General features: G+C 60.5%; 22 protein-coding genes and 2 tRNA genes. 9 read left to right on the top strand and 15 right to left on the bottom strand.

Annotation, left to right across the window (positions count from 1 at the left end; genetic code table 11):
- The first annotated feature begins 79 nt into the window (after positions 1 to 79).
- Together ACOQFT_RS02640 and ACOQFT_RS02635 are read left to right on the top strand one after the other, a co-directional pair.
- Positions 80 to 1,882 carry an autotransporter assembly complex protein TamA gene (locus ACOQFT_RS02640; protein WP_421596512.1) on the top strand — a complete coding sequence of 601 codons (1,803 nt, stop codon included), beginning with the start codon at positions 80 to 82 and terminating at the stop codon, positions 1,880 to 1,882.
- 41 nt (positions 1,883 to 1,923) lie between these two features.
- Entirely contained in the window at positions 1,924 to 5,961 is a 4,038-nt protein-coding gene (locus tag ACOQFT_RS02635) for a translocation/assembly module TamB domain-containing protein (RefSeq protein WP_421596511.1), read from the top strand.
- A gap of 5 nt (positions 5,962 to 5,966) precedes the next feature.
- On the opposite strand, the gene ACOQFT_RS02630 is transcribed toward ACOQFT_RS02635, so the two are convergent.
- From ACOQFT_RS02630 to ychF, 7 genes are all read right to left on the bottom strand, one after another.
- On the bottom strand, positions 5,967 to 6,479 hold the full coding sequence (locus ACOQFT_RS02630) for a thioesterase family protein (protein WP_421596510.1): 513 nt from the start codon (positions 6,477 to 6,479) through the stop codon (positions 5,967 to 5,969).
- On the bottom strand, positions 6,472 to 7,260 hold the full coding sequence (locus tag ACOQFT_RS02625; RefSeq protein WP_421596509.1) for a cyclase family protein: 789 nt from the start codon (positions 7,258 to 7,260) through the stop codon (positions 6,472 to 6,474). Before ACOQFT_RS02625 ends, ACOQFT_RS02630 begins: the two co-directional genes overlap by 8 nt.
- A gap of 112 nt (positions 7,261 to 7,372) precedes the next feature.
- Positions 7,373 to 10,156, bottom strand: coding sequence for a formate dehydrogenase subunit alpha (gene fdhF, locus ACOQFT_RS02620; protein WP_421596508.1), 2,784 nt, complete (start codon positions 10,154 to 10,156; stop codon positions 7,373 to 7,375).
- Between the two features lie 13 nt (positions 10,157 to 10,169).
- Complete coding sequence (locus tag ACOQFT_RS02615; RefSeq protein ID WP_421596507.1) at positions 10,170 to 11,873, bottom strand: NAD(P)H-dependent oxidoreductase subunit E; 1,704 nt, start codon at positions 11,871 to 11,873, stop codon at positions 10,170 to 10,172.
- A gap of 85 nt (positions 11,874 to 11,958) precedes the next feature.
- The gene (locus tag ACOQFT_RS02610; protein ID WP_421596506.1) at positions 11,959 to 12,840 is read right to left on the bottom strand and encodes a LysR family transcriptional regulator; all 882 of its coding nucleotides are present in this window, start codon (positions 12,838 to 12,840) and stop codon (positions 11,959 to 11,961) included.
- A 74-nt stretch (positions 12,841 to 12,914) separates the two neighbouring features.
- Positions 12,915 to 13,424 carry a GNAT family N-acetyltransferase gene (locus ACOQFT_RS02605; RefSeq protein WP_421596505.1) on the bottom strand — a complete coding sequence of 170 codons (510 nt, stop codon included), beginning with the start codon at positions 13,422 to 13,424 and terminating at the stop codon, positions 12,915 to 12,917.
- A 10-nt stretch (positions 13,425 to 13,434) separates the two neighbouring features.
- Positions 13,435 to 14,532 carry a redox-regulated ATPase YchF gene (gene ychF / locus ACOQFT_RS02600; protein ID WP_421596504.1) on the bottom strand — a complete coding sequence of 366 codons (1,098 nt, stop codon included), beginning with the start codon at positions 14,530 to 14,532 and terminating at the stop codon, positions 13,435 to 13,437.
- A gap of 199 nt (positions 14,533 to 14,731) precedes the next feature.
- On the opposite strand from ychF, the gene ACOQFT_RS02595 reads away from it, so the two are divergent.
- The 7 genes from ACOQFT_RS02595 (at position 14,732) to ACOQFT_RS02565 (ending at position 20,729) form a co-directional block, all read left to right on the top strand.
- A complete protein-coding gene (locus ACOQFT_RS02595; RefSeq protein WP_421596503.1) occupies positions 14,732 to 15,217 on the top strand; it encodes an acyloxyacyl hydrolase in 486 nt (161 codons plus the stop codon).
- Between the two features lie 78 nt (positions 15,218 to 15,295).
- Complete coding sequence (gene trpA, locus ACOQFT_RS02590; RefSeq protein WP_421596502.1) at positions 15,296 to 16,087, top strand: tryptophan synthase subunit alpha; 792 nt, start codon at positions 15,296 to 15,298, stop codon at positions 16,085 to 16,087.
- Between the two features lie 134 nt (positions 16,088 to 16,221).
- Positions 16,222 to 17,388 (top strand): alpha-hydroxy acid oxidase, encoded by a 1,167-nt coding sequence (locus tag ACOQFT_RS02585; RefSeq protein ID WP_421596501.1) that lies wholly within the window; start codon positions 16,222 to 16,224, stop codon positions 17,386 to 17,388.
- Between the two features lie 246 nt (positions 17,389 to 17,634).
- Positions 17,635 to 18,291, top strand: a complete 657-nt coding sequence (locus ACOQFT_RS02580; RefSeq protein WP_421596500.1) for a 50S ribosomal protein L25/general stress protein Ctc — start codon at positions 17,635 to 17,637, stop codon at positions 18,289 to 18,291.
- A 127-nt stretch (positions 18,292 to 18,418) separates the two neighbouring features.
- Complete coding sequence (pth, locus tag ACOQFT_RS02575; RefSeq protein WP_421596499.1) at positions 18,419 to 19,099, top strand: aminoacyl-tRNA hydrolase; 681 nt, start codon at positions 18,419 to 18,421, stop codon at positions 19,097 to 19,099.
- 82 nt (positions 19,100 to 19,181) lie between these two features.
- Entirely contained in the window at positions 19,182 to 20,345 is a 1,164-nt protein-coding gene (locus tag ACOQFT_RS02570; protein WP_421596498.1) for a serine hydrolase domain-containing protein, read from the top strand.
- A gap of 9 nt (positions 20,346 to 20,354) precedes the next feature.
- A complete protein-coding gene (locus ACOQFT_RS02565; protein WP_421596497.1) occupies positions 20,355 to 20,729 on the top strand; it encodes a DUF2237 family protein in 375 nt (124 codons plus the stop codon).
- Positions 20,730 to 20,771: 42 nt separating this feature from the next.
- Here ACOQFT_RS02565 and ACOQFT_RS02560 read toward each other — a convergent pair whose 3' ends face one another.
- The 8 genes from ACOQFT_RS02560 to ihfB all read right to left on the bottom strand — a co-directional run bounded on the left by ACOQFT_RS02560 (position 20,772) and on the right by ihfB (position 25,748).
- Positions 20,772 to 21,917 (bottom strand): slipin family protein, encoded by a 1,146-nt coding sequence (locus ACOQFT_RS02560; protein ID WP_421596496.1) that lies wholly within the window; start codon positions 21,915 to 21,917, stop codon positions 20,772 to 20,774.
- A gap of 397 nt (positions 21,918 to 22,314) precedes the next feature.
- Positions 22,315 to 22,388: transfer RNA gene (locus ACOQFT_RS02555), tRNA-Asn, on the bottom strand.
- Positions 22,388 to 22,460 (bottom strand) — tRNA-Gly (locus ACOQFT_RS02550). The genes ACOQFT_RS02555 and ACOQFT_RS02550 overlap by 1 nt, the downstream gene beginning before the upstream one ends.
- 293 nt (positions 22,461 to 22,753) lie before the next feature.
- A complete protein-coding gene (trpB, locus tag ACOQFT_RS02545) occupies positions 22,754 to 24,001 on the bottom strand; it encodes a tryptophan synthase subunit beta (protein WP_421596495.1) in 1,248 nt (415 codons plus the stop codon).
- Between the two features lie 68 nt (positions 24,002 to 24,069).
- Positions 24,070 to 24,405 carry a hypothetical protein gene (locus tag ACOQFT_RS02540; RefSeq protein WP_421596494.1) on the bottom strand — a complete coding sequence of 112 codons (336 nt, stop codon included), beginning with the start codon at positions 24,403 to 24,405 and terminating at the stop codon, positions 24,070 to 24,072.
- Between the two features lie 47 nt (positions 24,406 to 24,452).
- Positions 24,453 to 25,097 carry a phosphoribosylanthranilate isomerase gene (locus ACOQFT_RS02535; protein ID WP_421596493.1) on the bottom strand — a complete coding sequence of 215 codons (645 nt, stop codon included), beginning with the start codon at positions 25,095 to 25,097 and terminating at the stop codon, positions 24,453 to 24,455.
- Between the two features lie 9 nt (positions 25,098 to 25,106).
- Positions 25,107 to 25,457, bottom strand: coding sequence for a lipopolysaccharide assembly protein LapA domain-containing protein (locus ACOQFT_RS02530; protein ID WP_421596560.1), 351 nt, complete (start codon positions 25,455 to 25,457; stop codon positions 25,107 to 25,109).
- A 6-nt stretch (positions 25,458 to 25,463) separates the two neighbouring features.
- Positions 25,464 to 25,748: an integration host factor subunit beta gene (ihfB, locus tag ACOQFT_RS02525; protein WP_037310872.1), complete on the bottom strand. Its 285-nt coding sequence runs from the start codon at positions 25,746 to 25,748 to the stop codon at positions 25,464 to 25,466.
- Positions 25,749 to 25,856 lie beyond the last annotated feature (108 nt).

Raw genomic sequence — 25,856 nt, 5'->3', positions numbered from 1 at the left:
TCTAACATGAATGCAATGAGCCGTCGCATTGCATAAAACGGCGAAATTGATTTCGACTTGGGGCAGTTGGAGCCATTCGATGCAGGGAAGCAGGCCAAAGGGCTTTGTGAAATATTGCCTTCTTGGCGTAATCACCGCCCTGCCTTCGTCTCTGGCCGCGCTTGAAACGACGCTGTCCGCACCCGGTGCTCCGAAAGCGCTGATCGAACGCCTCAAGGAGACGTCCTCGGTCGCGACCGCCGAGGACAGGGGGCTGGACACACCGCTGGAAATCCTGTCCGCCGCGTTATCCGATTACCGCACCATCGTTCAGATTCTGTATGACGAGGGCTATTTCAGCCCGGTCGTCAGCATCAAGCTGGACGGGCAGGAAGCAGCGGACATGAGTTCGCTTTCCGTGCCCAATGCGATCAACCGTGCCGTCATCACGGTGAATACCGGCCCGACCTTCAAGTTCGGCACCGCCGTCGTTGAACCGGTCGCACCGGGCACCGTCCTGCCCGAAGAGTTCGCCCCCCGCAAGCTGGCCACGACCGGAGCCATTCAGCAGGCAGCCTCGGCCGGGGTACAGGGTTGGCGCGACACCGGACACGCCAAGGCCGAGGTCGAAGGCCAAAAGGTCATCGCCCGCCATACGCAGAAACGGCTGGACGCCGAGATCGATCTTGAACCCGGCCCGCGTCTGGTCTTTGGCAAGATGATCATCAAGGGCGACACGGATGTGCGTTACCGGTCGATTGAAAAAATCGCCGGGTTCCCATCGGGCGAAGTGTATTCGCCGGCGAAAATCCAGAGGGTCGGCACGCGGTTGCGCCGAACCGGCACATTCAGCGTCGTGTCGATCGAAGAGCACAAAACCCCCAACCCCGACGGCACTCTGGATTTCGACGCCACGTTCGAAGACATGCCCAAGCGCCGCCTGACCTTCGGGGTCGAGTTGGCCTCGAACGCAGGGCTGGATGTGACCGCAACCTGGACCCACCGCAATGTGTTCCGCCGCGCCGAACGGCTGCGGTTCGAAGCAGCGCTGCGCAATATCGGCGGGTCCGAGGACCTGGACGGCCGGATCGGCCTGCGTCTGGATCAGCCCGACCGGCTGGGCCCGGATGACAATACCTTCTGGAGCGCCCTGCTGGAGCGGCGCAATACCGAGAACTACAACGTCTCGGTCGCGTCGCTGGCCTATGGTGCGCGGCGCACCTTTTCCGACCGGCTCTATGCCGAGGCCTCGGCCGGTTTCCAGTGGTCGGATGCGGATGACGCCTATGGCAGCGGCCGCAAGTTTCGATATTTCATCATACCGCTTCGGTCAGAATGGGATGAGCGTGACAGCAAGGTCAGCGCCACCCGTGGGTTCTATCTGGACGCGCAAGCCATGCCGTTCGTCGGCTTGTCGGGCACAGACACCGGCATTCGGCTTTTCGGCGACGCGCGCGCCTATACCAGCCTGAGAACGGGTGGGCGGATTGTTCTGGCTGGCCGCGCTCAGATCGGCTCGGTGATCGGGCCTTCGCCCAGCAATGTGACACCGGATTTCCTGTTTTTCTCGGGCGGTGCGGGAACCGTGCGCGGGCAACCCTTTGAAAGCCTGGGTATCCCGGTCAACGGTGGCGTGGCCGGGGGCAAATCCTTCGTCGGGCTGTCCGGTGAGGTTCGCGGAAAGATCACCGACGCGATATCGCTTGTCGGGTTTTACGATTTCGGTACCGTAGACACGTCATCTTTTATCGGCAGCGGCGCCGAGTACCATTCGGGCGCCGGACTGGGCGTCCGGTATGATCTGGGCGGGTTCGGCCCACTGCGCCTGGATCTGGCCTTGCCCATGCAGGGCGATACGGGCAGCGGTCTGCAATTCTATATCGGGATCGGACAGGCATTTTGATACGGCGCTGCGCATATCCTGTTGTGACCACGGTCCTGATCGTGACCGCCCCGCCTGTGATCGCGCAGGAGGATGAGGGCGGCGGCAGTATGCTGGAACGGTTCCTGCAGGACACACTGTCGGGCGACGATCAGAACGTCACCGTCAAGGGCCTGCAGGGCGCGCTGAGCGCGCGCGCCACGATTCAAGAGATCACCGTCTCGGACGATGAAGGTGTCTGGCTGACCATCAAGGATGCCGAACTGGACTGGAACCGGCTGGCCCTTATCCGCGGCCGGTTTTCCGTCAATGCCCTGACAGCGCAAGAGATCGACATCACCCGCGCGCCCGGAACGACCACCAAGGACACCCCGCCCCCCTCGGCCGAGACCAAACCCTTTCAGCTGCCGGAACTGCCGGTTTCTGTCGAGATTGGCGAGATCCGGGTGGATGAGTTGTTGCTGGGCGAGCCCCTGATCGGGGTCTCCGCCGCATTGTCCGTCACTGGCAACCTGTCGCTGGCCGATGGTGCGCTGGACACCAACCTGGACATCACCCGGCTGGACCGCGCCGGGGACAGGATCAAGCTGACCGCCGGGTTCCAGAACGCGTCGCGCGAAATCAATCTGGATCTGGACGTGAATGAGGCCGAGGGCGGCCTGATTTCAACCGCGCTGAATATCCCGGACAGCCCTCCGATTGGCTTTACCGCCAAAGGCGCGGGCCCCCTGACCGATTTCACCGCCGACATCGCCCTGAGCAGTGACAAGCAGCCGCAGGTGACAGGACAGGTCGAACTGCGCGCCGCGGAAACCGGCGCGGCAGACGGGATTGCCTTTACCGCCGATCTGGGCGGCGACCTGACCCCCTTCATGGCCGAGGATCTGGACCCCTTCTTTGGCCCCAGGACACGGCTTTTCGTGGACGGTCAGACCAAACCCCAAGGCGCGCTGGATATCTCTGATCTGGAACTCACAACCCAGGCGCTGAACCTGAAGGGTGAGTTGCAGCTGGCCGAAGGCGGCACCCTGCAGCTTGCGGCCTTGCAGGGACGGATCACGCCGCCGGACGGCAATTCCGTGGTGCTGCCGGTTGCAGGCGGCACCACATCGATCGAGGCGGCACAGATTTCCGCCCTGTTCGATCAGAAAAACGGCAACCTGTGGGATCTGAGCCTGACCGCAGACGCGTTTCAGTCACCGCAGACGAAACTGGACAACGCCCGTATCACCGCACAAGGCGTTTTGGAACAGGGCGAAGCATTCACCGTCACCGGTGATCTGCAGGCCATCGTCGACGGGATCGACCTGAACGATCAGGCGCTGAACACCGCTTTGGGCGAGCGCATCACGCTGGACGGCCAGTTCGACTATGGCAGCGATCAGTCCCTGAATCTTTCGGGGTTCGAACTGGTCGGAACCGACTATACGCTGGCGCTGGATGCGCTGATCGACGGGCTGACCAGCGGGTTGACGGTAGATGGCTCGGCCACGCTCGACGCATCGGACCTGTCGCGGTTTTCGGACCTCGCACAGCTTGATCTGGGCGGCGAGGCTTCGGTGCGGGTCGAAGGCAAGGGCTCGCCGCTGGAACGCAGCTTTGACGGCAAGGTGGTGGTCGAGGGCCGCGATCTGGTCACCGGACGCGACGATATCGACCCGGTCATCAAGGGCGAGACCACGATCACGCTGGATGCCAGCCGTGGCAGCGACGGCATCACCATCCGCGAATTCGACCTGAACAGCGAGGCCGCGCAGGCGCAGGCCAGCGGTGAGGTCACGACACCCGACGGCAACCTGACCATCGACGGGCAAGCCCGCGTGAATGCAACTGACCTTTCAGTCTTCTCCGGTCTGGCCAAACGCGAATTGGGTGGAGCCTTACAGGCCGAATTCGATGGCAAGGGCACGGTGCAGACGCTGGAATTCGATGGCACGGCCAGCGTGAGCGGACAGGATATCAAGACCGGCATGTCTGACCTTGACCCCTTGCTGACCGGCAAAACCGCGATCACCTGGGACGGCGCCCGGACAACAGACCGGATCGAAATCCGAGAGGCGACAGTGAATGGCACTGCCCTGACCGCGCAGGTCGCCGCAACGGTCGACGACCCCACCGGCGATCTGTCGGTGGACGGCACGGCGCAGGTGAAGGCCCCCGATCTGTCACTGTTTTCAGGGTTGGCCCAACGCGATCTGGCCGGGTCGATCTCGGCCAATCTTGAGGGCAACGCTACCCTGGCCAGCAAGGTTTTCAACATTCAGGGCAATGTGAATGCGGACGACCTGCAAACCGGCATCGAACTGGTCGACAAGCTGATCCAGGGCCGCACGACCCTGAATGTCGATGCCGAAAAGGGCGAGGAAGGAGTCGATATCCGCACCTTCCGCCTGCAGGGCACCGCTTTGTCCGCCACCGCATCGGGCCAGCTGGACCGCGACGCCGGCGGGCTGAGCTTTACCGCACAGCTTGACGATCTGTCCCGTATCCTGACCACAATGTCCGGGCCACTGACGCTGGACGGCAACGTCGCCCCGATCAGATCCGGGCTTGAAGGCACCATGCGGTTAAGCGGGCCGGACAGTTCTTACGCCGCACTGACCGGAACCGTGGACACGGATGGCACAGCCGATTTGGATTTCGACGCCAAGCTGAACAAGATCGAACGTTTCGCACCCGAGTTTCCCGGCACTGTCGCGGCGACCGGTAATGCGAAACGCAACAACGGCGTCTGGACCATCGATGGCTCCGCCAACGGTCCCGCAGAAATCAACAGCACGATCGCGGGCACTTTCGATGAAACCAGCGGCGAGGCCGATCTGAGGGCACAGGGTGGTGTCAATCTTGGCGTCATCAACCTGTTTATCTCACCCAACAAGATCGACGGAACCGCCCGGCACAATCTGCGCCTGAAAGGCAAGCCCGCGCTCAGCTCGTTGAGCGGTTCGATCACCACTTCGGGGACGTCGCTGGCGATCCCTGAAATCGGGCAGACGGTCACCGGCATCAGCGGCTCGGTCGAACTGGCGCAAAGCCGGGCCAATATCTCGTTGAATGGCGGGATGCGGGCCGGAGGCAACTTCACTATCTCAGGCCCGCTGGACCTGACGCCGCCGCTGAACGCCAACATTGTCGCCAGGCTCAACCAGCTCGTGCTGACCGACAAGCTGCTTTATGAAACCACGCTGGATGGTGAGATCGCCATGACCGGAGCGTTGGCCGGCAACAGCGCCATTTCCGGGCAGATTACGTTTGAAGAGACCAACATCAACCTCGCCGCTGCAGCCGGAGCCGTGGGGGCTGCGCCGATCCCCGAGATCGAACATATCAACGAAAGCCGGGCCAGTTACATCACCCGCGAACGGGCGCGGCTGATCGTCGAGGAAGGGGCCTCGAAAAGCGACTCCCGCATCGCGCTGGATGTCAGCCTGCGGGCGCCCAAGTCGGTCTTTGTGCGCGGCCGGGGCGTCAATGCCGAACTGGGTGGGAACCTGTTCATCGGCGGCACGACGGCGTCGGTCATCCCCTCCGGCCAGATTGAGTTGATCCGGGGCAATTTCGACATTCTGGGCCGTAGGCTGGCCCTGACCAAAGGCATTGTGACTCTGCAGGGGGACCTGACGCCGTATATCGAGTTCGCCTCGTCCACCAGTACCTCCGAGGGTACCGCGACGATCGAAATCGCCGGTCCGCTGGATGCGCCCGAGGTTGACGTCTATTCCGATCCCCAACGCCCGGCGGAAGAGGCGCTGGCGATGCTGCTGTTCGGCAACCGTTTCTCGGAACTGTCGCCGTTTATCATTGCCCAGATGGCCGCGTCTCTGGCGCAGCTCAGCGGCGCGGGGGGCGATACGACCAAAGGGCTACGCGACTCGACCGGCGTTGACACGGTGGATATCGGTGCGACCGACGGCGGCGCGGGCCGTCTGGGGGCCGGGGCTTATCTGAGTGACAATCTCTATACCGATTTCACCGTCAACACCGAGGGCGACACTGAGGTGAACCTGAATCTGGACGTCACCGACAGTTTCACCGTACGCGGCACCGTCGACGGGCGCGGCGAAACCGGGCTGGGCCTGTTTTTCGAACGGGATTACTAAGGGCGCTATGTCCGCCGGATGCCGATCGCCTGCCCGACCTGCGGTGCGGCCTCTAGCCCGGCGTGATCGCCGACCATGCGGGCCAGCCGCGCGACCGCCCAATCCGGATAGGGCTCTGACCGCCCGGTGGTATGGCTGACGTTCATGAACAGCGCTTCCTGCGTGGCGCAGATGGCGTTGTCTTTTTCTGACAGCATCTGCGCAAAGTAGTGCCCGCGTTTTTGATCGGAATCCAACATCCGAAAGCGGAAATAGAACGATTCATCCGGTTGAACCTCGCGCAGGAAATTCATGTGGGATTGCAGGACATACGGCCCCTGCCCCAGCGCCTTGACCTGAACCTCACCCAGCCCGAGGTGATCGATCATCAGCTTTTCCAGCGCCATGTCGAAGGCCACGCCATAAAAGCCCACGTTCATGTGGCCATTATAGTCGATCCATTCCGGCAGAACCGAGAACCCCTGGATTTCGACCGGTGCATCATAAGGGCCGTCATGTCCACTGAGAGGTCTAGTCATCGCCGTCCCCCTCAAAAATCGCAACAGCCCGCACAAAACCTGCCGACGCCCCTTTGATCTTGAACGGAAAGCACGAGATTTCGAATCCGGTGGGCGGGAGGTTTTCGAGGTTGGTCAGCTTTTCGATATGGCAATAACCGATCTCTATCGAGGCGCGGTGCCCCTCCCAGATGATTGAGGCATCCTTGGTTTCGGCATATTCCTGTGCGGTCAGGGGAAAGGGCGCGTCCCAGCTCCAGGCATCTGTGCCGGTTACCCGCACACCGCGTTCGGTCAGGTACAAGGTCGCCTCGCGCCCTATACCACAGCCTTTCATCAGATAGTCCGGCTGGCCGTATCGCGTGCCCGCCGAAGTATTCACAACCACAATATCCAGAGGCCGCAAGTCGTGGCCGATCCGCTTCAGTTCGGCCTGGACATCGGCCGCCGTGGCCACATAACCATCGTCGAAATGGCGGAAATCCAGTTTCACACCGGGATTCATGCACCATTCCAGCGGCACCTCGTCGATGGTGATCGCCCGTTCGCCGTTATTCATAGTCGAGTGATGGTGATACGGCGCATCCAGATGGGTGCCGTTATGGGTGGCGATCTGCAACCGTTCGATGGCCCAGCCCTCACCGCCCGGCAGGTCGTCTTTCTGAAGACCGGGAAAGAACGCCATCACCTGTTCTGCGGTTTGGTCATGGGTCATGTACTCAATCTCAGGCAGCATGATCGGCGGGTCAGATACGATCCCGGTCTCCAGCGGCACAGACAGATCGACAAAACGGCGGGCCATATGCTCCTCCATCACCAAGGTGATGACAGGTTTGGCCGCAAGCAACACTCTGTCAAGGAAAGAAAAAAGGCGACCCAGAGGGCCGCCTATTTTAACTTTGTGAGTGCTGGTCTTATTCCGCCGCGATGGCGTCTTCGATCTTTTCGACCCGGATCGCCGAGAACTTGAACTCGGGGATTTTGCCATAGGGGTCGATGGCCGAGTTGGTCAGGATGTTCGCCGCCGCCTCGACATAGGCAAACGGAATAAACACCATATCCTCGGCAATCGCCCGGTCGGCGCGCGCCATGATCTCGATCGAGCCGCGACGGGTGGTCAGACGGATCATCTCGCCCGGTTCGATCCCCATCAGCTTGAGCGTACGGGGGTTCAGCGAACAGTTCGCCTCGGGCTCAACCGCGTCCAGAACGTTGGACCGGCGGGTCATCGACCCGGTGTGCCAATGTTCCAGCTGACGCCCCGTCGTGGCGATCATCGGATATTCGTCATCCGGTGCCTCATCCGGCGGGATGACACTGGCCGGAGTAAAGCGCGCCCGCCCATCCGCACGCGGGAAGCCATCACCGAACACAATCGCCTGCCCCGGATCGGTCTCGGACAGTGAAGGATAGGTGATGGTCTCGGTCTCCAGACGCTCCCACGTGATGTTGTTAAGCGAGTTCATCGTCAGCTTCATCTCGGCAAAGACCTGGGACACATCGGAGTAATCCCAGTTCAGCCCAATGCGCTGCGCCAGTTCGACGGTGATCTTCCAATCCTCGCGCGCCTCACCCGGAGGGGTCACTGCGGGGCGCACGCGCTGCACCTGACGGTTGGTGTTCGACACCGTGCCGTTCTTTTCATACAGCGCCGAGGCGGGCAGGATGATGTCGGCATAGTTCGCCGTTTCGGTCAGGAAGATATCCTGCACGATCATCAGGTCCAGCTTGGCCAGCGCATCACGCGCGTGGTTCACATCCGGGTCGGACATGGCCGGGTTTTCACCCTGAATATACATGCCCTTGATGTTGCCCGCATAAGCTTGATCGATGATCTCGGTGACGGTCAGACCCTTCTCGTTCGAGAAGTCATCTGAATTCCAGACGTTGTTGAACTTGGCGCGAATGCCGTCATCGGTGACCGTCTGGTAATCCGGCAGAAACATCGGGATCAGGCCCGCGTCCGAGGCACCCTGCACGTTGTTCTGACCGCGCAGCGGGTGCAGACCCGCGCCGGGTTTACCAACGTTGCCGGTCATCAGAGCCAGCGAGATCAGACAGCGCGAGTTGTCGGTGCCGTGGATGTGCTGGCTGACGCCCATACCCCAGAAAATCAGACCAGCCTTGGCCTGTGCAAAGGTGCGGGCCACTCGGCGCAGCTGATCGGGTTCAATGCCACAGATCGGCGACATTGCCTCGGGCGTGAACTGGCGCAGGTGCTCTTTCTCTGCCTCCCAGTTCTCGGTCCAGCGGTGGATGTACTGGCTGTCATACAGCTCTTCCTCGACGATCACGTTCATGATCGCGTTGAGCATCGAGACATCGGCACCGGGGCGGAACTGCAGCATTTCGTCAGCAAACTTGCGCATACCGACGCCGCGCGGGTCCATCACGATCAGCTTGCCGCCGCGCTTGGCGAACTGTTTGAAGTAGGTCGCCGCGACCGGGTGGTTCTCGATCGGGTTCGAGCCGATGATGATCGCCACATCCGCGTTTTCGATTTCGTTGAATGTCGCGGTCACAGCGCCCGATCCGACGTTCTCGATCAGCGCCGCAACGGACGACGCGTGGCACAGACGGGTGCAGTGGTCGACATTGTTGTGCTTGAAGCCCTGACGGATGAACTTCTGGAACAGGTACGCTTCTTCGTTGGTGCACTTGGCCGAGCCAAAGCCCGCAACGCTGCGCGGATCTTGGTCGCGCAGGGCCACCAGTTTGGAGGCCGCAAGGTCCATCGCCTCTTCCCACGTTGCTTCGCGGAAATGAGTCGACAGGTTGCCCGGATCGACGTTCAGACCTTTGGCAGGTGCGTCTTCACGGCGGATCAGCGGCTTGGTCAGACGGTGTGGGTGGTGGATGTAGTCAAAGCCGAAGCGGCCCTTGACGCACAGGCGGCCTTCGTTTGCGGGCCCGTTGATGCCCTCGACATACTTGACCTTACCGTCCTTGACCTTCAGCGAGACCTTACAGCCCACGCCACAGAACGGGCAGACGCTTTCGGTCTCAGTATCGTAGTCCTTGCTGTCGCCCTGCTGTTTGTCGTCCAGCACGGTTGCAGGCATCAGGGCGCCGGTCGGGCAGGCCTGCACACATTCACCACAGGCGACACAGGTTGAATCACCCATCGGGTCGTTCTGGTCGAACACCACCTGCGCGGTGTGGCCGCGTCCGGCCATGCCGATCACGTCGTTCACCTGCACGTCGCGGCATGCACGAACGCAGAGGTTGCAGTTGATGCAAGCGTCCAGATTGACGCGCATCGCAACGTGGCTGTCATCCAGCAGTGGGATCTTCTCGGCCTCTTTCGCCGGGAAGCGGCTGTCGCTGACATCGTTCAGCTTGGCCATGTCCCAGAAATGGCTTGAGGTGTCATGTGCTTCTTCGGGCTGGTCGGCGACCAACAGCTCCATGACCATGGTGCGCGACTTCTCGGCGCGATCCGAGTCAGTTTTTACCACCATACCGTCCGCTGCGGGACGGATGCACGAGGCGACCAGTGTGCGTTCGCCTTCCACCTCGACCATACAGGCGCGGCAGTTGCCGTCCGGGCGGTAACCCGGCTGCGGCTTGTGGCACAGGTGCGGAATGGTGAACCCCTGCCCCTTGGCGGCTTCCCAGATGGTCCAGCCCTCGGGCACGGTGACATCTTCGCCGTTCAGGTTGAAGGTGACGGTCTTGTTCGGGCTTGCATCAAGCATGGCTCTGTCTCCCTCAGATTTCGTCAGCGAAATGTTTCATGACCAGACGGATCGGGTTCGGGGCCGCCTGCCCCAGACCGCAGATCGAGGCATCGCCCATGACCTGACACAGATCTTCCAGCAGATCCTGATCCCACTTGTCGGCCTGCATCAGCTTGACCGCCTTTTCGCAGCCTGCCCGGCAGGGCGTACACTGGCCGCAGCTTTCGTCTTCGAAGAACCGCAGCATGTTCAGCGCCGCATCGCGGGCAGTGTCCTGATCGGACAGAACCACAACGGCGGCGGAGCCGATGAAGGTGCCATGCGGTTGCAGCGTGTCGAAATCCAGCGGGATGTCTTCCATCGACGCGGGCAGCAGACCCGAGGACGGGCCACCCGGCTGATACGCCTTGAAGGTCTGGCCTTCAGCCATACCTCCAGCCGCTTCGATCACGTCCAGAATGGTCGACCCGGCAGGCAGCAGATAGACGCCCGGCTTCGCCACCCGGCCCGAGACCGAATAGCTGCGCAGGCCCTTACGGCCATTCTTTTCGGTGCTGTTAAGGCACTCAGGCCCCTCGCGGCAAACCTTAGTGACCCAATACAGCGTCTCGACATTGTGTACCAAGGTCGGACGGTTAAAGACCCCGACCTGCGCCACGAACGGAGGACGGTGACGCGGCAGACCCTTCTTGCCCTCAATCGACTCGATCATCGCGGATTCTTCGCCGCAGATATAGGCACCAGCCCCCCGGCGCAGGTCGATGTAACCCGGCTCAACAATCCCGGCCTGTTCCAGCGCGGCAATCTCACGGCGCAGGATTTCCAGCACTGCCGGATATTCGTCACGCATGTAGATAAAGCAAGTCTCGGCCTCGACCGCCCAAGCGGCGATCAGCATGCCCTCAAGGAAAACATGCGGCGTGCGTTCCAGATAGTAGCGATCCTTGAATGTACCCGGCTCGCCCTCATCGCCGTTCACGGCCAGATAGCGCGGGCCTTCGTTCATCCGCACAAAGCCCCATTTCTTGCCGGACGGGAAGCCAGCGCCGCCCAGACCGCGCAGGCCCGAGGACAGGATGTCTTCCTGCACCTTTTCCCAATCGCCGCTGTCGCGCAGCTCTTTCAGCTTGGCGTAACCGCCATTTGCTTCATAGGCCGCAAAGACTTCGTAGTCGGGCAAATGAGCATGGGTGTCATCGGCAGCAATTGCAGCCTGCACCTTTTCGGGGGTCGCAAGGTCGATATGGTTGTGACCGATCTCAAGCACCGGGGCGGTATCACAGCGGCCCATGCAGGGCGCGCGAACCACGCGAACCTCAGCCGGGTCCAGACCATCTTCCAGCGCTTTTTGCAGCTGCTCGGCACCAGCCATTTCGCAGGACAGGGAATCACAAACCCGGATGGTCAATGCCGGAGGAGGCGTCTCGCCTTCTTTCACCACATCGAAATGGGCGTAGAAGGTCGCGGTCTCATAGATCTCGGCCTGACCGATCCGCATCTCAACCGCCAGCGCGGCGATGTGGTCGGCGCTGATATGGCCGTGTTCGTCTTGAATCAAATGCAGGAATTCGATCAGCAGGTCGCGGCGGCGCGGGCGGTCGCCCAGCAGGCGATGAATCTCAGCCTGCGCCTCATCCGTGAACTGACGGCCCTTGGGCGTGTGCCGCCCCTTGCCTTTACCTGACTTCCAGACGCCCTTGGGTGCGCCTGATGGCTTGGTATCTAATGGTGCCATGATGCCCTCCGATTGAGGTTCCGTGTCTCATCAGAATAACATATCGTCAAATCGCTTATCGCAATCGCACGATAACGACAGCTTATCACCGCAAAGACGTCACCACAGCCCGCAATGCCTCGACCGTGGGCAATTCCGGGTCACGGGACAAAGTCGCCAGACAAATCGGTTTGCTGACAATGGGATCGACCAGAGGCAGCACTTTCGTGCCCTTCAGATCACCCAGCGCGCGGATCAACACGCGCGGGACCACGGTGGCCGCTAACCCCTCGCGCGCCATGACCATCGAGGCGGTAAAGCCGCTGGTCTCTGCAACAACCTGCGGGTGCAGCCCCTGTTCGGCAAATATCCGGTCCAGAATGCGCCGGTTCTGCATCTGTGGCTCCAACAGGCTGAGCGGGAACTCGGCCACCCGCGCCCAGGGGATCGGGCCTTTCTCGCTCGTCATATGCGACGGGACCAGCAGCACATATGTCTCTTCATATAAAGGCTGCACCTGCCGCAGATCGGTGCCAATACTGTCACCATAGGTGATGCCCGCATCCAGGCTGCCCTCATCCAACCGATGCTGAATCGCGGTGGCCGACATGGTTTCGATCCGGGTGATGATGCGGGGGTGCGCCTGCCGCAGACGTTTGGTCAGACGGCCAGTGAAGGCAATCGCCGTTGGGATCACGCCCAGAATCAGCGTACCGGTGATTTCACCCTTGGCGGCCAGAACCTGCTGCTCAAGCGCTTTGGTGTCGTCAAGGATACGCCGCGCCCGCTGGACGATCATCTCGCCCTCTTCTGTCAGGCCCTGAAACCGGTTGGCACGTCGGACGATCGAAACACCCAGCCGATCCTCAAGATTGCGGATGCGCATCGAGAACGCAGGCTGCGAAATCCCGCATTCCTCGGCCGCCTTGGCAAAATGCTGATGCCGCGCCAAAGCGCTGAGCAATTGCAGGTCGCGGATTTCGATCATTCACCGGTATCCCAAGTTCAGGCCAGAAAGTCACTTTAACCGCTATTCCAGCGAGGGAAAGAACCACCGCGCAATCAGGCAAGACGTAACGCATACACGTTGTTCAAATACTCATTACCATCGATCCGGAAGTGGGTCTCACCAATGTGCTCAAACCCTTGCGCATGATAGAATGCGATAGCCGGGGTGTTCTCGGCGTTTGTCGCAAGCCAGACGGCGTCCTCACCTTGCCCTTTGCAGAATTCAAGGGCCGCAGCCAAAAGGCGTTTGCCAATGCCTTTGCCGTGATGGCGCGGCTGAACGTAGAAGGTCGAGATCTCCATTCCCGACCACCCGGATACAGGGGCATTTCGGGCCGGAGAGACTCGAATGAGCCCGTCGATCCCCTCCTCGTTGTCGGACACCAGAATGAACTCATCCGGATCACAAATCAGGTTTGTGATCTTTGCTGGAGTGAATTCAGACAGGGCGTAATCAGCGAAAAACCCGTTTACCCCCTGCTTGAGATAGGTACCGATCCACACCTCGATCGAGATGGCCGCAATGCTGGACGCATCCGACCTGTCTGCCTGTCGAAGAGGCAACGAACGCCCGTCAGGTGTTGAACAGGAAGTGCATCACATCGCCGTCCTTGACGATGTAGCCCTTGCCCTCGGCCCGCATCTTGCCTGCTTCTTTGGCGCCCTGCTCACCATTGGCCGAGACATAGTCGTCATAGGCAATGGTTTCGGCGCGGATGAAGCCTTTCTCGAAGTCACCGTGAATGACGCCAGCGGCCTGAGGTGCAGCAGTGCCGGTGCGGATGGTCCAGGCGCGGGCCTCTTTCGGGCCGACGGTGAAATAGGTTTCCAGTTTCAGCAGGTCGTACCCGGCGCGGATCAGGCGATCCAGTCCGGGTTCTTCCAGCCCCATCTCTTCCAGGAACATCTGGGCTTCTTCGTCTTCCAGCAGGCTGATCTCTTCTTCGATCTTGGCGCTGATGATGACATGGGCATTGCCCTGTGCAACGGCCATCTCGGCAACCTTGGCCGAATATTCGTTGCCCTCAGCCGCCTCTTCTTCGGACACGTTGCAGACGTAGAGCACAGGTTTGGTGGTCAGCAGCTGCAGCATCTTCCACGCTTTGGCGTCCTCATCCGACACCTCAACCAGACGCGCGGGCTTGCCGTTCTCCAGCATGGCTTGCGCTTCGGCCAGCAGGCGTTCCTGTTGCTGCGCTTCCTTGTCGTTGCCCTTGAGCTTGCGCACCAGATTGGCGCGGCGCTTTTCGATGCTTTCCAGATCGGCCAGCATCAGCTCGGTCTCGATGGTGTCGGCATCGGCCACCGGGTCCACACGGCCGTCCACATGGGTCACGTCGCCGTCTTCGAAACAGCGCAGCACATGGGCAATGGCGTCGGTCTCGCGGATGTTGGCCAGAAACTGGTTGCCCAGGCCTTCGCCTTTTGACGCCCCTTTCACCAGACCCGCGATGTCCACGAAGGTCATCCGCGTGGGGATGATCTGTTTCGAAGACGCAATCGCCGCCAGTTTATCCAGACGATCATCAGGCACGGCTACGTCACCCACGTTGGGCTCGATTGTGCAGAACGGGAAATTCGCCGCCTGCGCGGCCGCAGTTTTGGTCAGCGCGTTGAAGAGGGTCGACTTGCCCACATTCGGCAAACCCACGATTCCCATTTTAAAGCCCATGACGGTCTCCTGATGCCATTCGAGGGGTGCTTCTATGCAGGTCCGGGTCGATGCGCAAGCCGGACTGAATGCAACCCGGCCAAGTCCAAACTGCAACATCACGAAAGTGTTCACCCCTTACCGGCTTGCCCGGATCGGAATCTGCGCTCTAAGATCGATGTATAGAACGTTAAGAACAAACAAAAAGTGAATAGTAGGAATGAAGAAAACTGTCATAACCGTTGCGATGCTGCTGGCCGCCCAGACAGCGCAGGCTCAATCCCTTGTCTTCGGCGCCGGCTACTCGGATTTTTCCGACAGCGCAGCTGAGGACGAAGCCGTATTTTCGCTTGAATACCAGCACCGCCCGTTTCACGAAGCTAAACGCTTTTCCGCCACCTGGGGCGGCGCGCTGACCGTGGATACGGCAAGCAATATCCATGTCGGCATCGGGCTGATCGGCTTTTATACCTTTGCAGACCGCTGGTTTGTCGAAGGCAGTGTCATGCCGGGGTACTTTTCCGAGGGTGACGACCAGAATGATCTTGGCGGAGAGTTCCAGATCCGCAGCCTGTTGGGCCTTGGTTACACATTGGAAAGCGGCAACAAGGTCTCGTTCGCCATCACTCACAAATCCAATGCCAGTACGAATAGTGATAACCCTGGCGTCAACTCGGCCCTGCTGCGATACCACTACCAGTTCTGAGGCAATCTGACCCGGCGGGATTGATTTTCGGGCAAAGTTTCTGCACATCAGGTTCAACTCTGAATGCAAGGACCGCAGATGACCCGTATCGACGCCAAATTCGCCGCCCTCAAGGCCGAGGGGAAAAAGGCCTTTGTCGCTTATATCATGGCAGGTGACCCCGATTTCGTCACCTCGCTTGAGATTGTGAAAGGCCTGCCCGGTGCCGGGGTCGACGTGATCGAGCTGGGGCTGCCATTTACTGACCCCATGGCGGACGGCCCGACCATTCAGGCCGCAGGTCAACGGGCGCTGGATGGCGGCATGACCCTGCAGCGCACTCTGGACCTTGCGCGCGCGTTCCGCGAAACCGACGACACGACACCCATCGTTCTGATGGGCTATTACAACCCGATCTACAGCCGTGGCGTGGACACCTTTCTGGTTGACGCCCAAGCCGCCGGTATCGACGGCCTGATCGTGGTGGACCTGCCGCCGGAAGAGGACGAAGAACTGTGCCTGCCCGCTCAGGCTGCTGGTCTGAACTTCATTCGTCTTGCGACCCCGACCACCGATGACAAGCGCTTGCCCCGTGTGCTGCAGAACACCTCGGGCTTTGTGTATTACGTCTCGATCACCGGCATCACTGGCGCGGCCGAAGCTCAGGCCACGAATGTCGGCCCCGAAGTGGCCCGGATCAAATCCGCAACCGACCTGCCCGTGATCGTAGGTTTTGGTATCAACACGCCCGAAAAATCCAGAGCCATCGCCACCGTCGCCGACGGTGCCGTCGTCGGTTCGGCCATTGTCAGCCAGATCGGCGCAGGCAAGCCGGTGGCCGAGGTTTTGGATTTTGTGAAATCACTGGCCGACGGCGCGCATTCCGCCTGACCGGACCGCGCGAACCCAATCAACAGACCGCAGCAAGCAATTGGCCTGCTGCGGTTTTTTCTTGCCCGCAGCCAATTGCGCCATCCCGATTGCCTCAGTAGAAATACTTGACCACTCAACCAAAGGCGCGGCCCATGCCCGTAATCACCACCATCGAAGACCTGCGGCGCATCTATGAACGTCGTGTGCCGCGAATGTTCTACGACTACGCCGAAAGCGGCAGTTGGACCGAGCAAACCTTCCGCGACAACAGCTCGGATTTCTCGGATATCCGCCTGCGCCAACGGGTTGCGGTGGACATGGCCGGACGCTCGACCGCCACGCAAATGATCGGAGAAGATGTCGCGATGCCCGTCGCTCTGGCTCCGGTTGGGCTGACGGGTATGCAACACGCGGATGGTGAGATGAAGGCCGCCAAAGCTGCCGAAGAATTTGGCGTGCCCTTTACCCTGTCCACCATGTCGATAAACTCGATCGAAGACGTGGCCGAGCATACAACGAAACCTTTCTGGTTTCAGCTTTATACAATGAAGGATCAGGACTATGTCAGCCGCCTGATCCGACGTGCCAAGGATGCGAAATGTTCAGCTTTGGTGATTACGCTGGACCTGCAAATCCTGGGTCAACGCCACAAGGACCTGAAAAACGGCTTGTCCGCGCCACCGAAACTGACGGCGAAAACCATCGCCAACCTGATGACTAAATGGTCTTGGGGTATCGAGATGCTGAGCGCGAAGCGACGCGAGTTCGGCAATATCGTAGGTCACGTCGATGGCATCTCGGACGCCTCCTCTTTGGGCGCATGGACGGCCGAGCAATTCGACCCCAGCCTTGACTGGAGCAAAGTTGAAAAGCTGATGGAGCAATGGGGCGGCAAGGTCATTCTCAAAGGTATTCTGGATGCCGAAGACGCCAGGATGGCCGCAAATCTCGGGGCTGATGCCATCGTCGTGTCGAACCACGGCGGACGGCAGTTGGACGGCGCACTCAGTTCCATCCGTATGCTGCCGCAGATCATGGACGCGGTCGGCAATGATATCGAGGTCCATCTGGACAGCGGCATCCGCTCTGGTCAGGACGTTCTGAAGGCCGTCGCGCTGGGCGCCAAAGGCACCTATATCGGTCGCGCTTTTGTATACGGGCTGGGCGCGATGGGGCAGAAAGGCGTGACGACGGCGCTGGACGTCATCCAAAAGGAACTGGACACCACAATGGCGCTGTGCGGAGAACGCAACGTGGGCGATCTGGGGCGGCATAACCTGCTGATCCCCGAAGATTTCGGCGGCCGCTGGCAGGACTGAACGCGCGGAAAAAGGGGGCTCTGCCCCCGCCGCCTTCGGCGACTCCCCCGGGATATTTACAGCCAGATGAAGCAAGGGATCCTGCATTCATCTGGCCCTAAATATCCCGGAGCGCGAGGCAGAGCCTCGCAAAAGATCATGGCGGCTAAAAAGCCCTTTCCAAATTCAATGAATCAAGCTAAGGACGCGGCTTCACGCGGGCATACAGCCTTGGAGGATGTCCGCCCTAACATTTGGAGATATATCATGGCTGGTGAGATTCCTGATCTCGTAGCTCTGGAACGGACGGGGACAGGCAAGGGCGCCGCTCGTCAAGCACGCCGCGACGGCATGGTTCCGGGCATTGTTTTTGGTGGTGACAAAGAGCCGCTGCCGATTCAGATCCCGTTCAACGTCCTGTTCAAGCGCCTGAAAGCGGGCCGGTTCAAGTCGACCCTGTGGAACCTGAAGGTTGACGGCCACGAAGACGTCCGCGTCATCTGCCGCGACGTTCAGCGTGACGTTGTCAAGGACCTGCCGACCCACCTGGACCTGATGCGCCTGCGTCGGACCACCAAGATCGCGCTTTTCATCCCCGTTGAGTTCATCAACGAAGAAGAAGCGCCCGGCATCAAGAAGGGCGGCGTTCTGACCGTTGTCCGTCCGGAAGTCGAACTGATGTGCACCGCCGGTGACATTCCTGAAAAGATCACCGTTGATCTGACCGGTCTGAACATCAACGACGTTGTGACCATTTCGTCGGTTGACCTGCCCGCAGGCACCAAGCCGACCATCGACCGTGATTTCGTGATCGCGAACATCTCGGCACCGACCGGCCTGTCGTCGAGCGACGATGAAGAAGAAGGTGAAGAAGTGGCCGCAGACGAGGTTGAAGTCGTCGGTCAGGAAGAAGCAGAAGAATAAAGCCGGACCCACCTATCCGGATTTTGAGACGGGGCCTCTAACAGGCCCCGTTTTCTTTTGGCGCGTGGACTGGAAAACGGATGGCTTTCTGTGCCATCAACCGGAAGCATCGCACAAGGACGAGACTATGAAACTGTTTGTCGGATTGGGGAACCCGGGATCGAAATACGCCCGCAACCGGCACAATATCGGCTTTATGGCCGTGGACCGGATTGCCGAGGACCACGGTTTTGGCCCGTGGAAGTCCAAGTTTCAGGCCGAAATCGCCGAAGGGCGTCTGGGCCGCGAAAAGGTGCTGCTGATCAAGCCGCAAACTTTCATGAACCGCTCGGGCCAATCGGTGGGCGAAGCGATGCGCTTTTACAAGCTAGATTCGACCGACGTGACCATCTTTCATGACGAATTGGACCTTGCCCCCGGCAAAGTGCGCGTCAAGGCGGGCCGCGGACATGCCGGGCATAACGGGCTGCGTTCGATCCATGAACATATCAGCCCCGCCTATGACCGGGTGCGTCTGGGGATTGGGCATCCGGGGCGGAAGGAGATGGTCTCGCCCTATGTCCTGAGCGACTTTGCCAAGGCTGATGCCGACTGGCTGGACGACGTGCTGCGCGGCGTGTCGGATGGCGCAGGATATCTGGCCGAGGGCGACGGCGGCAAGTTCATGAACGCGGTCGCCCTGCGCACCGCGCCGCCGCGGTCTTCGAAATCTCTGGCTAAAGCGCCGAAGCCCGACACGACGCCCACGCCGGAACCCGAGGTCGATGAGCGCTCGGCCATGCAAAAGCTGCTGGACAAGTTCAAATAGGCCTGTTGACCTTGCCGCAACGTCCCAATTGCGGAACCGCATCGGGCGGGTACCAATGTGGCAGGAATACGGGAGGCGTTAGATGAAAGCTCTGTTCAAGTGGGTGCTGCGCATCCTGCTGATGTTGGTGTTGGCCGCGGTCGCTGTCGGATTGTGGAAACGCGAAGAGATTCAACGGCTGATGGCCGTGAACTCACTGTTTTCCCAGGATAAGATTGTCCACAATTTCTCTCATATGGATGAAGCGTTCCTGACGGTCGACCTGCCGCGCGGCGATGGTCCGACCTGGGACCTGCCCTACGGCCCCGGTTTTGACCTGCCCGACGGCACTGACCAATGGATCGAGGACCGGGCGGTGACCTCTCTGCTGGTGTTGCAGAACGGGCAAATCCGGTTCGAAGAATACTATCTGGGCACCACCCCCGAGGATCGGCGAATTTCATGGTCGGTTGCCAAGAGCTACCTTTCGGCCCTGTTCGGCATCCTGTTGGCCGAAGGGGCCATCGGCTCATTGGACGACCCGGTGTTGAAATACGCGCCTAAGCTGGCAGGCACGGCCTATGATGGTGCAACGATCCGCAACGTGCTGAACATGGCCAGCGGGGTTACGTTCAATGAGGATTATTTCGACCCCAATTCTGACATCAATCGAATGGGCCGCGTGGTGGCCTTGGGCGGAGAGCTGGACGACTTCGCGGCTTCGCTGCAGGGCACGTTCGCTCCTCCGGGGGAGACGTGGCAATACGTCTCCATCGACACCCATGTCATCGGCATGGTGATCCGGGGCGCCACCGGGCGCAGCGTGACCGAACTGCTGACCGAAAAAATCATTCAGCCGCTGGGGCTTGAACATGACGGCTACTATGTGACTGACGGTGCCGGGGTTGCCTTTGTGCTGGGTGGTCTGAACTTCACCACCCGCGACTTCGCCCGCTTTGGCCAGATGATCCTGCAGAACGGAGAACATGACGGCCAGCAATTGGTGCCCGCAGACTGGATTGCCGAATCCGTGCTGCCCAGCGCTCCGACCGAGGCGGGCGAGATCGGGTACGGCTATCAGTGGTGGATACCCGTCGGCGCGCACGAGGGTGAGTTCCTCGCGCGTGGCGTATATGGTCAGTACATCTATTTCGACCAGCCACGCGGGGTGCTGATCGTGACTACCGGGGCGGATCGAAAATTTCGCGATGACGGCGTGAACGAAGAAAACATAGAAATGTTCCGCAGTATCGCCCAAAGCCTGTAAGGTGGGGTCATGCAAAAACAGGACAGTATCAACGTTTTGGGCGGTGTGCTTGCACCGTGCTCCCTCGATCCGCTGACCGGGTTCTTTCGCGATGGCGCCTGTAACACCTGCCCCGAGGATCAGGGCAGCCATACGGTTTGCGTGGTGATGACAGCCGAGTTTCTGGCCTTTTCCAAATATGTCGGAAACGATCTGAGCACCCCACGCCCCGAGTTCAACTTTCCCGGCCTGAACCCCGGTGACCGCTGGTGCCTGTGCGCCGGGCGCTTTCTGCAGGCCCATGACGAGGGCTGCGCCCCCAGGGTGCATCTTGAGGCCACCCATCAGCGCGCGCTGGACGTGGTGCCGCTGCGCCTGCTGACCGAACACGCGATTGTGGAATAGGCAGACCGGCCCGGAATACCCCGGACCGGCCCTTATTCGGGATCACTCCCGCAGTTTGACAAGGTCGGACATCAGCCCTTCGGTCCCGTTGTGGACCGTCAGCCGCTCGACCTTTCCGGCGATGGTTTCCAGCGCCTCCAGCTCTTTCAGCCGCAGCATCACCGGGTTTTCCGCCATCACCTTCGCGGTGTTCAGCAGGGACCGCGTGGCGTTGGTTTCTTCCCGCCGCCGGATGACGTTGGCCTCGGCCTGTTTCTCGGCGGCAACCACGGCGGTCAGGATTTCCCGCATCTCCCCGGGCAGAATGACGTCTTTCAACGCGATCTCACCCACTTCGATACCGATCCCGGCCATCTGTGTCCGCACCCGATCTGCGGCCTCGGTGTCGACGGTCACCTTCTCGGCCAGCAGCCGGTCCAGCGTCATCGCGCCCAAGGTCTTCCGGAACGCCAGTTGCAGCGCCCGGTGCAGGGCCCGGTCGAAGTCCTTGACCGCCCCCACCGCCGTGACCGGATCAACGACCCGGTAGTCGGCAGACAGGTTGACCCGGATGGTTACCCGGTCCTTGGTCAGGATCTCCTGCCCTGTCACCTCATGGGTCCGTTGCCGCAGGTCGATCTGCTTGACCTCGACGTTCCGCCCGACTTTCCAGAAAGCGTGCGCACCGGGGGTCAGCTGATCCACCAGCACTCCGTCAACCGTCAGCAGCCCGGTATGCCCTTCGGCAACCTCGACCTGCGTCAGGTTCAGCCGCAGCCCGGCCCGAACCAGCCGCTGTGCGACTGCTTTGGGAACGGCCATGGTTTCGGTCAGCGCGTGGTGTTCGCCCTTCCAAGGCCCTGCAGCTTTCCAGACCATTGCCCGCGCTTCGGGGTTCAGAACCCGAACAGGCACCCCATCCCGCAGCAGAACCAGAACTTCATCAGGCTCGGCCCGGAACTCGGTCAGATGCTTGGCAGCCAGTTCAGGCCGGTTCTGCATCAGCGCCCGCTCATAGGGCGACACGAAAAAGAGCTTCTCCAGATCGTGCAGCTCGGTCAGCACATCCTTGCGCGGCAGCCGGTGTTTACCGGGGCCGAGGATTGCGTCGAACACCCCATTGCGCAGAACCAGCATCCGCTGAGTCTCGGTCAGGGTCAGCCGCCGGTGGCCGGTCAGCCGGTCAATCAGATCTTGGAACAGTGTCATATCATTTCTCCTTTTCGTCTCGCTCTATCGTCGTCGCAAATGCGAACTCCTTTTCATGTTTTCAGTGGGTTGCACCCCGAACGGATGACAGGTGTGAAGCCTTCAGACGAAGGCAGGAAAGATCCGGACATCCCCCGCGCCATGCCCCTGCGCGGGAGGGTCAGAGAGAGGGGCGCGGGACCGATGCGCCACCCTGCCCGAAGGCCAAGCGGGGCACCGATCCGGCGGCACCGTCATCCACCCTCCGGCCCAAGGCCAGAGCAGCGAAAGCCCTTGCCCCGCCCGGCCAAAGCCTGACGTTGCGTGGTGCCGCCCCTGCTGGGGAACACCCGGACCCGAGGTTTGGAGACCGCTTTCGCGGCCGGCCTGGAAGGCCGGTGCTGACTGATCAGCGTTTGTCAAATGACGGGAATCGAACCCGCTACACATCGGTTAACAGCCGATTGCTCTACCTGAATGAGCTACATTTGGTGCCTTGGAAGGGGTCGAACCTTCGCCTACAGATGGGAAACCTGCCGCTCTATCCAACTGAGCTACAAAGCATACCAATCCCCGGTTTCGGCCCTGGTATACGGTTTCGGCAGCGCCGCCCGCACCGGGAGAGTGATCACCTCTGCCCGCTAGGGTCCGGCCCGTTGTGACCGGTAACGGCGGGTTTAGGCGAGGGCACTGGATTCGCTCAATAAATTTTTGCGCCCCTGAAACGCACCTGTGGCGAGTGCGCAACAAAATTACCCAGTTGCGCAACATTCAAAAAGGTATCGCGCCGAAAACAAAGCGGCGCACCCGTCAAAGGCGCGCCGCTCTTATCGAAAATTTCAAAATTTACCGCTTGGTCAATCCGCGGTACGGCCTTCAGTATCCGACATGTCGAAGTTCAGATATTTGGCCACGGTCTGCACGTCCTTGTCGCCGCGTCCGCACATGTTCATGCAGATCAGGTGATCCTTGGGCAGTTCGGGCGCGATTTTCATCACATGGGCCAGCGCGTGGGACGGTTCCAGAGCCGGGATGATGCCTTCGGTCGCGCAGCACAGCTGGAACGCCTCAAGCGCCTCTTTGTCGGTGATCGAGACATAGTTCGCGCGGCCTATTTCGTGCAGCCAGGAATGCTCAGGGCCGATGCCCGGATAGTCCAGACCGGCCGAGATCGAATAGCCTTCCAGAATCTGGCCATCGGCATCCTGCAGCAAATACGTGCGATTGCCGTGCAGCACACCCGGACGACCACCGGTCAGCGAGGCGCAGTGTTCCATCTTTTCGTTGACGCCTTTGCCACCGGCCTCAACACCGATGATATTGACGGACTTGTCGTCGAGGAACGGGTAGAACAGGCCCATCGCGTTCGAACCACCACCGATGGCGGCGATGATCGTATCAGGCAAGCGGCCCTCGGCTTTGTGCATCTGTTCCTTAGCTTCCTTGCCGATGATCGACTGGAAGTCACGCACCATCGCAGGGTACGGATGCGGACCAGCCACAGTGCCGATGCAGTAGAACGTGTCACGCACATTGGTCACCCAATCCCGCAACGCATCGTTCATTGCATCCTTCAGCGTGCCACGGCCCGAGGTCACCGGGATCACCTCGGCCCCCAGCAGGCGCATACGGAACACGTTGGGGGCCTGGCGCTGCACGTCATGCGCGCCCATATAGACCACGCATTTCAGGCCGAACTTGGCGCAGACGGTGGCGGTGGCCACGCCGTGCTGGCCAGCTCCGGTTTCGGCAATGATCCGGGTCTTGCCCATACGGCGTGCCAGAATGATCTGGCCCAGCACGTTGTTGATCTTGTGCGCACCGGTGTGGTTCAGCTCATCGCGTTTCAGGTAAATCTTCGCACCGCCCAGATGCTCGGTCAGGCGCTCTGCGTAATACAGCGGCGAGGGGCGACCCACGTAGTTCGCCCACAGATCGTCCATCTCGGCCCAGAAGGTGGGATCGTCCTTGGCCTTCTCATATTCCTCTTCCAGCGACAGGATCAGGGGCATCAGCGTTTCGCTGACAAAGCGCCCGCCGAAGATGCCGAAACGGCCCTGTTCGTCGGGGCCGGACATGAAGGAATTGAAAAGATCGTTGGCCATGGGTGTCTCCATCGTCGTACGCGACTGTCATAGGAGGTAGCGGCGGAATTTGCCATGGGCAAAACGCATCATTCCACCGCCTGAACACGCTGTGTCCAAACCTGCAGCGCCTGATCCCTGCTGGGCACGGCGATGCAAGGGAAGTGGTGAAACTCATTCACTTCGGCCAGTCGAAAAGCGGCCTGCACGACACGACGGTGCGGGCCTGAATGGGCGAAGGTCAGCATGGCCTCGGCGTCGTGCCAGACACTCAACGAGAAAAAGAGCCCCTGATGCGGAAATACGTCCACTTTCAGACACAGCGGATCACCGCGCGCCTGCAACAACGCCTGACGGGCCCGCCAGAAGAACTCGGGCCCGTGGTACCACCGTTTCAATGAAACTCCGCCAATCGCTGCCAGCATTGCCGCGCCCTCCGCTAACAGAGATACGCGGGCACCCGGCGATCAGATCACCGGGTGGCGTCGATAAACGCGCGGATCAGGGCCGCGTCCTTCACGCCGGGTGCGCTTTCCACGCCCGAAGAGACATCGACCTGCCGCGCACCGGTCATGCGCATGGCCTCGGCGACGTTTTCAGGCGTCAGCCCCCCGGCAAGCATCCACGGACGCCGCCAGTATTTGCGCCCCGCCAACAGGCGCCAGTCAAAGGCCAGCCCATTGCCGCCCGGCAATTCGGCGTTGCGCGGCGGTTTGGCATCGATCAGCAACTGGTCCGCCACTTCCGAATAGAGGTCGATCGCCGCAAGATCCTCGACTTCGGCCACACCAATGGCTTTCATCACGGGCAGGCCAAACCGCTGGCGAACCTCGGCCACGCGATCCGCGCTTTCCTTGCCGTGCAGTTGCAACATGTCCAGCGGTACGCTGGCCACGATCCGGTCCAGTTCCTCATCCGACGCATTCACGGTCAGCGCGACCTTGGCCACGCCGGCGGGCACCAGATGGGCCAGTTCGGCGGCGGTCTCAATGTCCAGATGCCGCGGCGATTTGGGAAAGAACACGAATCCAACATAGCGCGCACCAGCCTCAGCAGCCACGCGCACGTGATCGGGGGCGGTCAGACCGCAGATTTTGACACTTGCATCTTGGGGCATTGGCTTGCCTCAGCTGGCCTCATCCAGCAGGGCCAGAACTTCGTCCTGACCTTCGTTCTGCTTTTTCTTGAGCTTTTTGACCTCACGCTCAAGCTTGCGCACTTCGTTCTTCTTCACCGACGCATCCCGGCGGTGCTTGTGCTCGCGCAGCCATTCCCACAGGAAACCGATGATCAGGCCCGCAACCACACCGCCCAGCACCACCACAAACAGCGGCAGCGACGTGCTGAAGTTAAAGCCCACAAGCGCGGCAAAGGGTTCCGGCATCAGCGACAGTTCAACCGTCTCTCGATTGGCCAGAGAAACGGAAATCAGCACGATCCCGAGGATCGCCAAGAAAGCATATCGAAGGTAACGCATCATGCCTTAGGCTTTACCGTTCAATCGGTCCCTAAGCAACTTGCCAGTTTTGAAAAACGGTACACATTTTTCTTCGACCTGAACGGTCTCGCCGGTGCGGGGGTTACGGCCCACCCGCGCGTCGCGCTGTTTGACCGAAAAAGCGCCGAAGCCACGCAATTCCACACGGTCACCGCGGGCCATGGCATCCGTTACTTCTTCGAACACGGTATTCACGATCCGCTCGACGTCGCGTTGGTACAGATGCGGGTTCTCGTCGGCGATTTTCTGAATCAGTTCTGAACGGATCATGTGCGCTACCCTCCCAGGCGACCGGTTAACCATCTCTATTGTTCTGAACAGTATAGGAAAAAAGTCGGATCGGGGGAACGTAAACTCTTTGTGCAAAGCCTTCATTTT

Source organism: Ruegeria sp. MALMAid1280 (assembly GCF_049195285.1).
Taxonomy (GTDB): domain Bacteria; phylum Pseudomonadota; class Alphaproteobacteria; order Rhodobacterales; family Rhodobacteraceae; genus Ruegeria.
This window is presented reverse-complemented; position numbering and strand designations above follow the sequence as displayed.

Coding starts and splice junctions, on each gene's coding strand:
- ACOQFT_RS02565 (WP_421596497.1), top strand. CDS start 20,355: ATGCAAAAACAGGACAGTATCAACGTTTTGGGCGGTGTGCTTGCACCG.
- ACOQFT_RS02595 (WP_421596503.1), top strand. CDS start 14,732: ATGAAGAAAACTGTCATAACCGTTGCGATGCTGCTGGCCGCCCAGACA.
- ACOQFT_RS02640 (WP_421596512.1), top strand. CDS start 80: ATGCAGGGAAGCAGGCCAAAGGGCTTTGTGAAATATTGCCTTCTTGGC.
- ACOQFT_RS02630 (WP_421596510.1), bottom strand. CDS start 6,479: ATGACTAGACCTCTCAGTGGACATGACGGCCCTTATGATGCACCGGTC.
- ACOQFT_RS02560 (WP_421596496.1), bottom strand. CDS start 21,917: ATGACACTGTTCCAAGATCTGATTGACCGGCTGACCGGCCACCGGCGG.
- fdhF (WP_421596508.1), bottom strand. CDS start 10,156: ATGCTTGATGCAAGCCCGAACAAGACCGTCACCTTCAACCTGAACGGC.
- ACOQFT_RS02540 (WP_421596494.1), bottom strand. CDS start 24,405: ATGCTGGCAGCGATTGGCGGAGTTTCATTGAAACGGTGGTACCACGGG.
- ACOQFT_RS02615 (WP_421596507.1), bottom strand. CDS start 11,873: ATGGCACCATTAGATACCAAGCCATCAGGCGCACCCAAGGGCGTCTGG.
- ACOQFT_RS02610 (WP_421596506.1), bottom strand. CDS start 12,840: ATGATCGAAATCCGCGACCTGCAATTGCTCAGCGCTTTGGCGCGGCAT.
- ihfB (WP_037310872.1), bottom strand. CDS start 25,748: ATGATCCGTTCAGAACTGATTCAGAAAATCGCCGACGAGAACCCGCAT.
- ACOQFT_RS02530 (WP_421596560.1), bottom strand. CDS start 25,457: ATGCGTTACCTTCGATATGCTTTCTTGGCGATCCTCGGGATCGTGCTG.
- ychF (WP_421596504.1), bottom strand. CDS start 14,532: ATGGGCTTTAAAATGGGAATCGTGGGTTTGCCGAATGTGGGCAAGTCG.
- ACOQFT_RS02570 (WP_421596498.1), top strand. CDS start 19,182: ATGAAAGCTCTGTTCAAGTGGGTGCTGCGCATCCTGCTGATGTTGGTG.
- trpB (WP_421596495.1), bottom strand. CDS start 24,001: ATGGCCAACGATCTTTTCAATTCCTTCATGTCCGGCCCCGACGAACAG.
- pth (WP_421596499.1), top strand. CDS start 18,419: ATGAAACTGTTTGTCGGATTGGGGAACCCGGGATCGAAATACGCCCGC.
- ACOQFT_RS02580 (WP_421596500.1), top strand. CDS start 17,635: ATGGCTGGTGAGATTCCTGATCTCGTAGCTCTGGAACGGACGGGGACA.
- trpA (WP_421596502.1), top strand. CDS start 15,296: ATGACCCGTATCGACGCCAAATTCGCCGCCCTCAAGGCCGAGGGGAAA.
- ACOQFT_RS02625 (WP_421596509.1), bottom strand. CDS start 7,260: ATGGCCCGCCGTTTTGTCGATCTGTCTGTGCCGCTGGAGACCGGGATC.
- ACOQFT_RS02585 (WP_421596501.1), top strand. CDS start 16,222: ATGCCCGTAATCACCACCATCGAAGACCTGCGGCGCATCTATGAACGT.
- ACOQFT_RS02535 (WP_421596493.1), bottom strand. CDS start 25,097: ATGCCCCAAGATGCAAGTGTCAAAATCTGCGGTCTGACCGCCCCCGAT.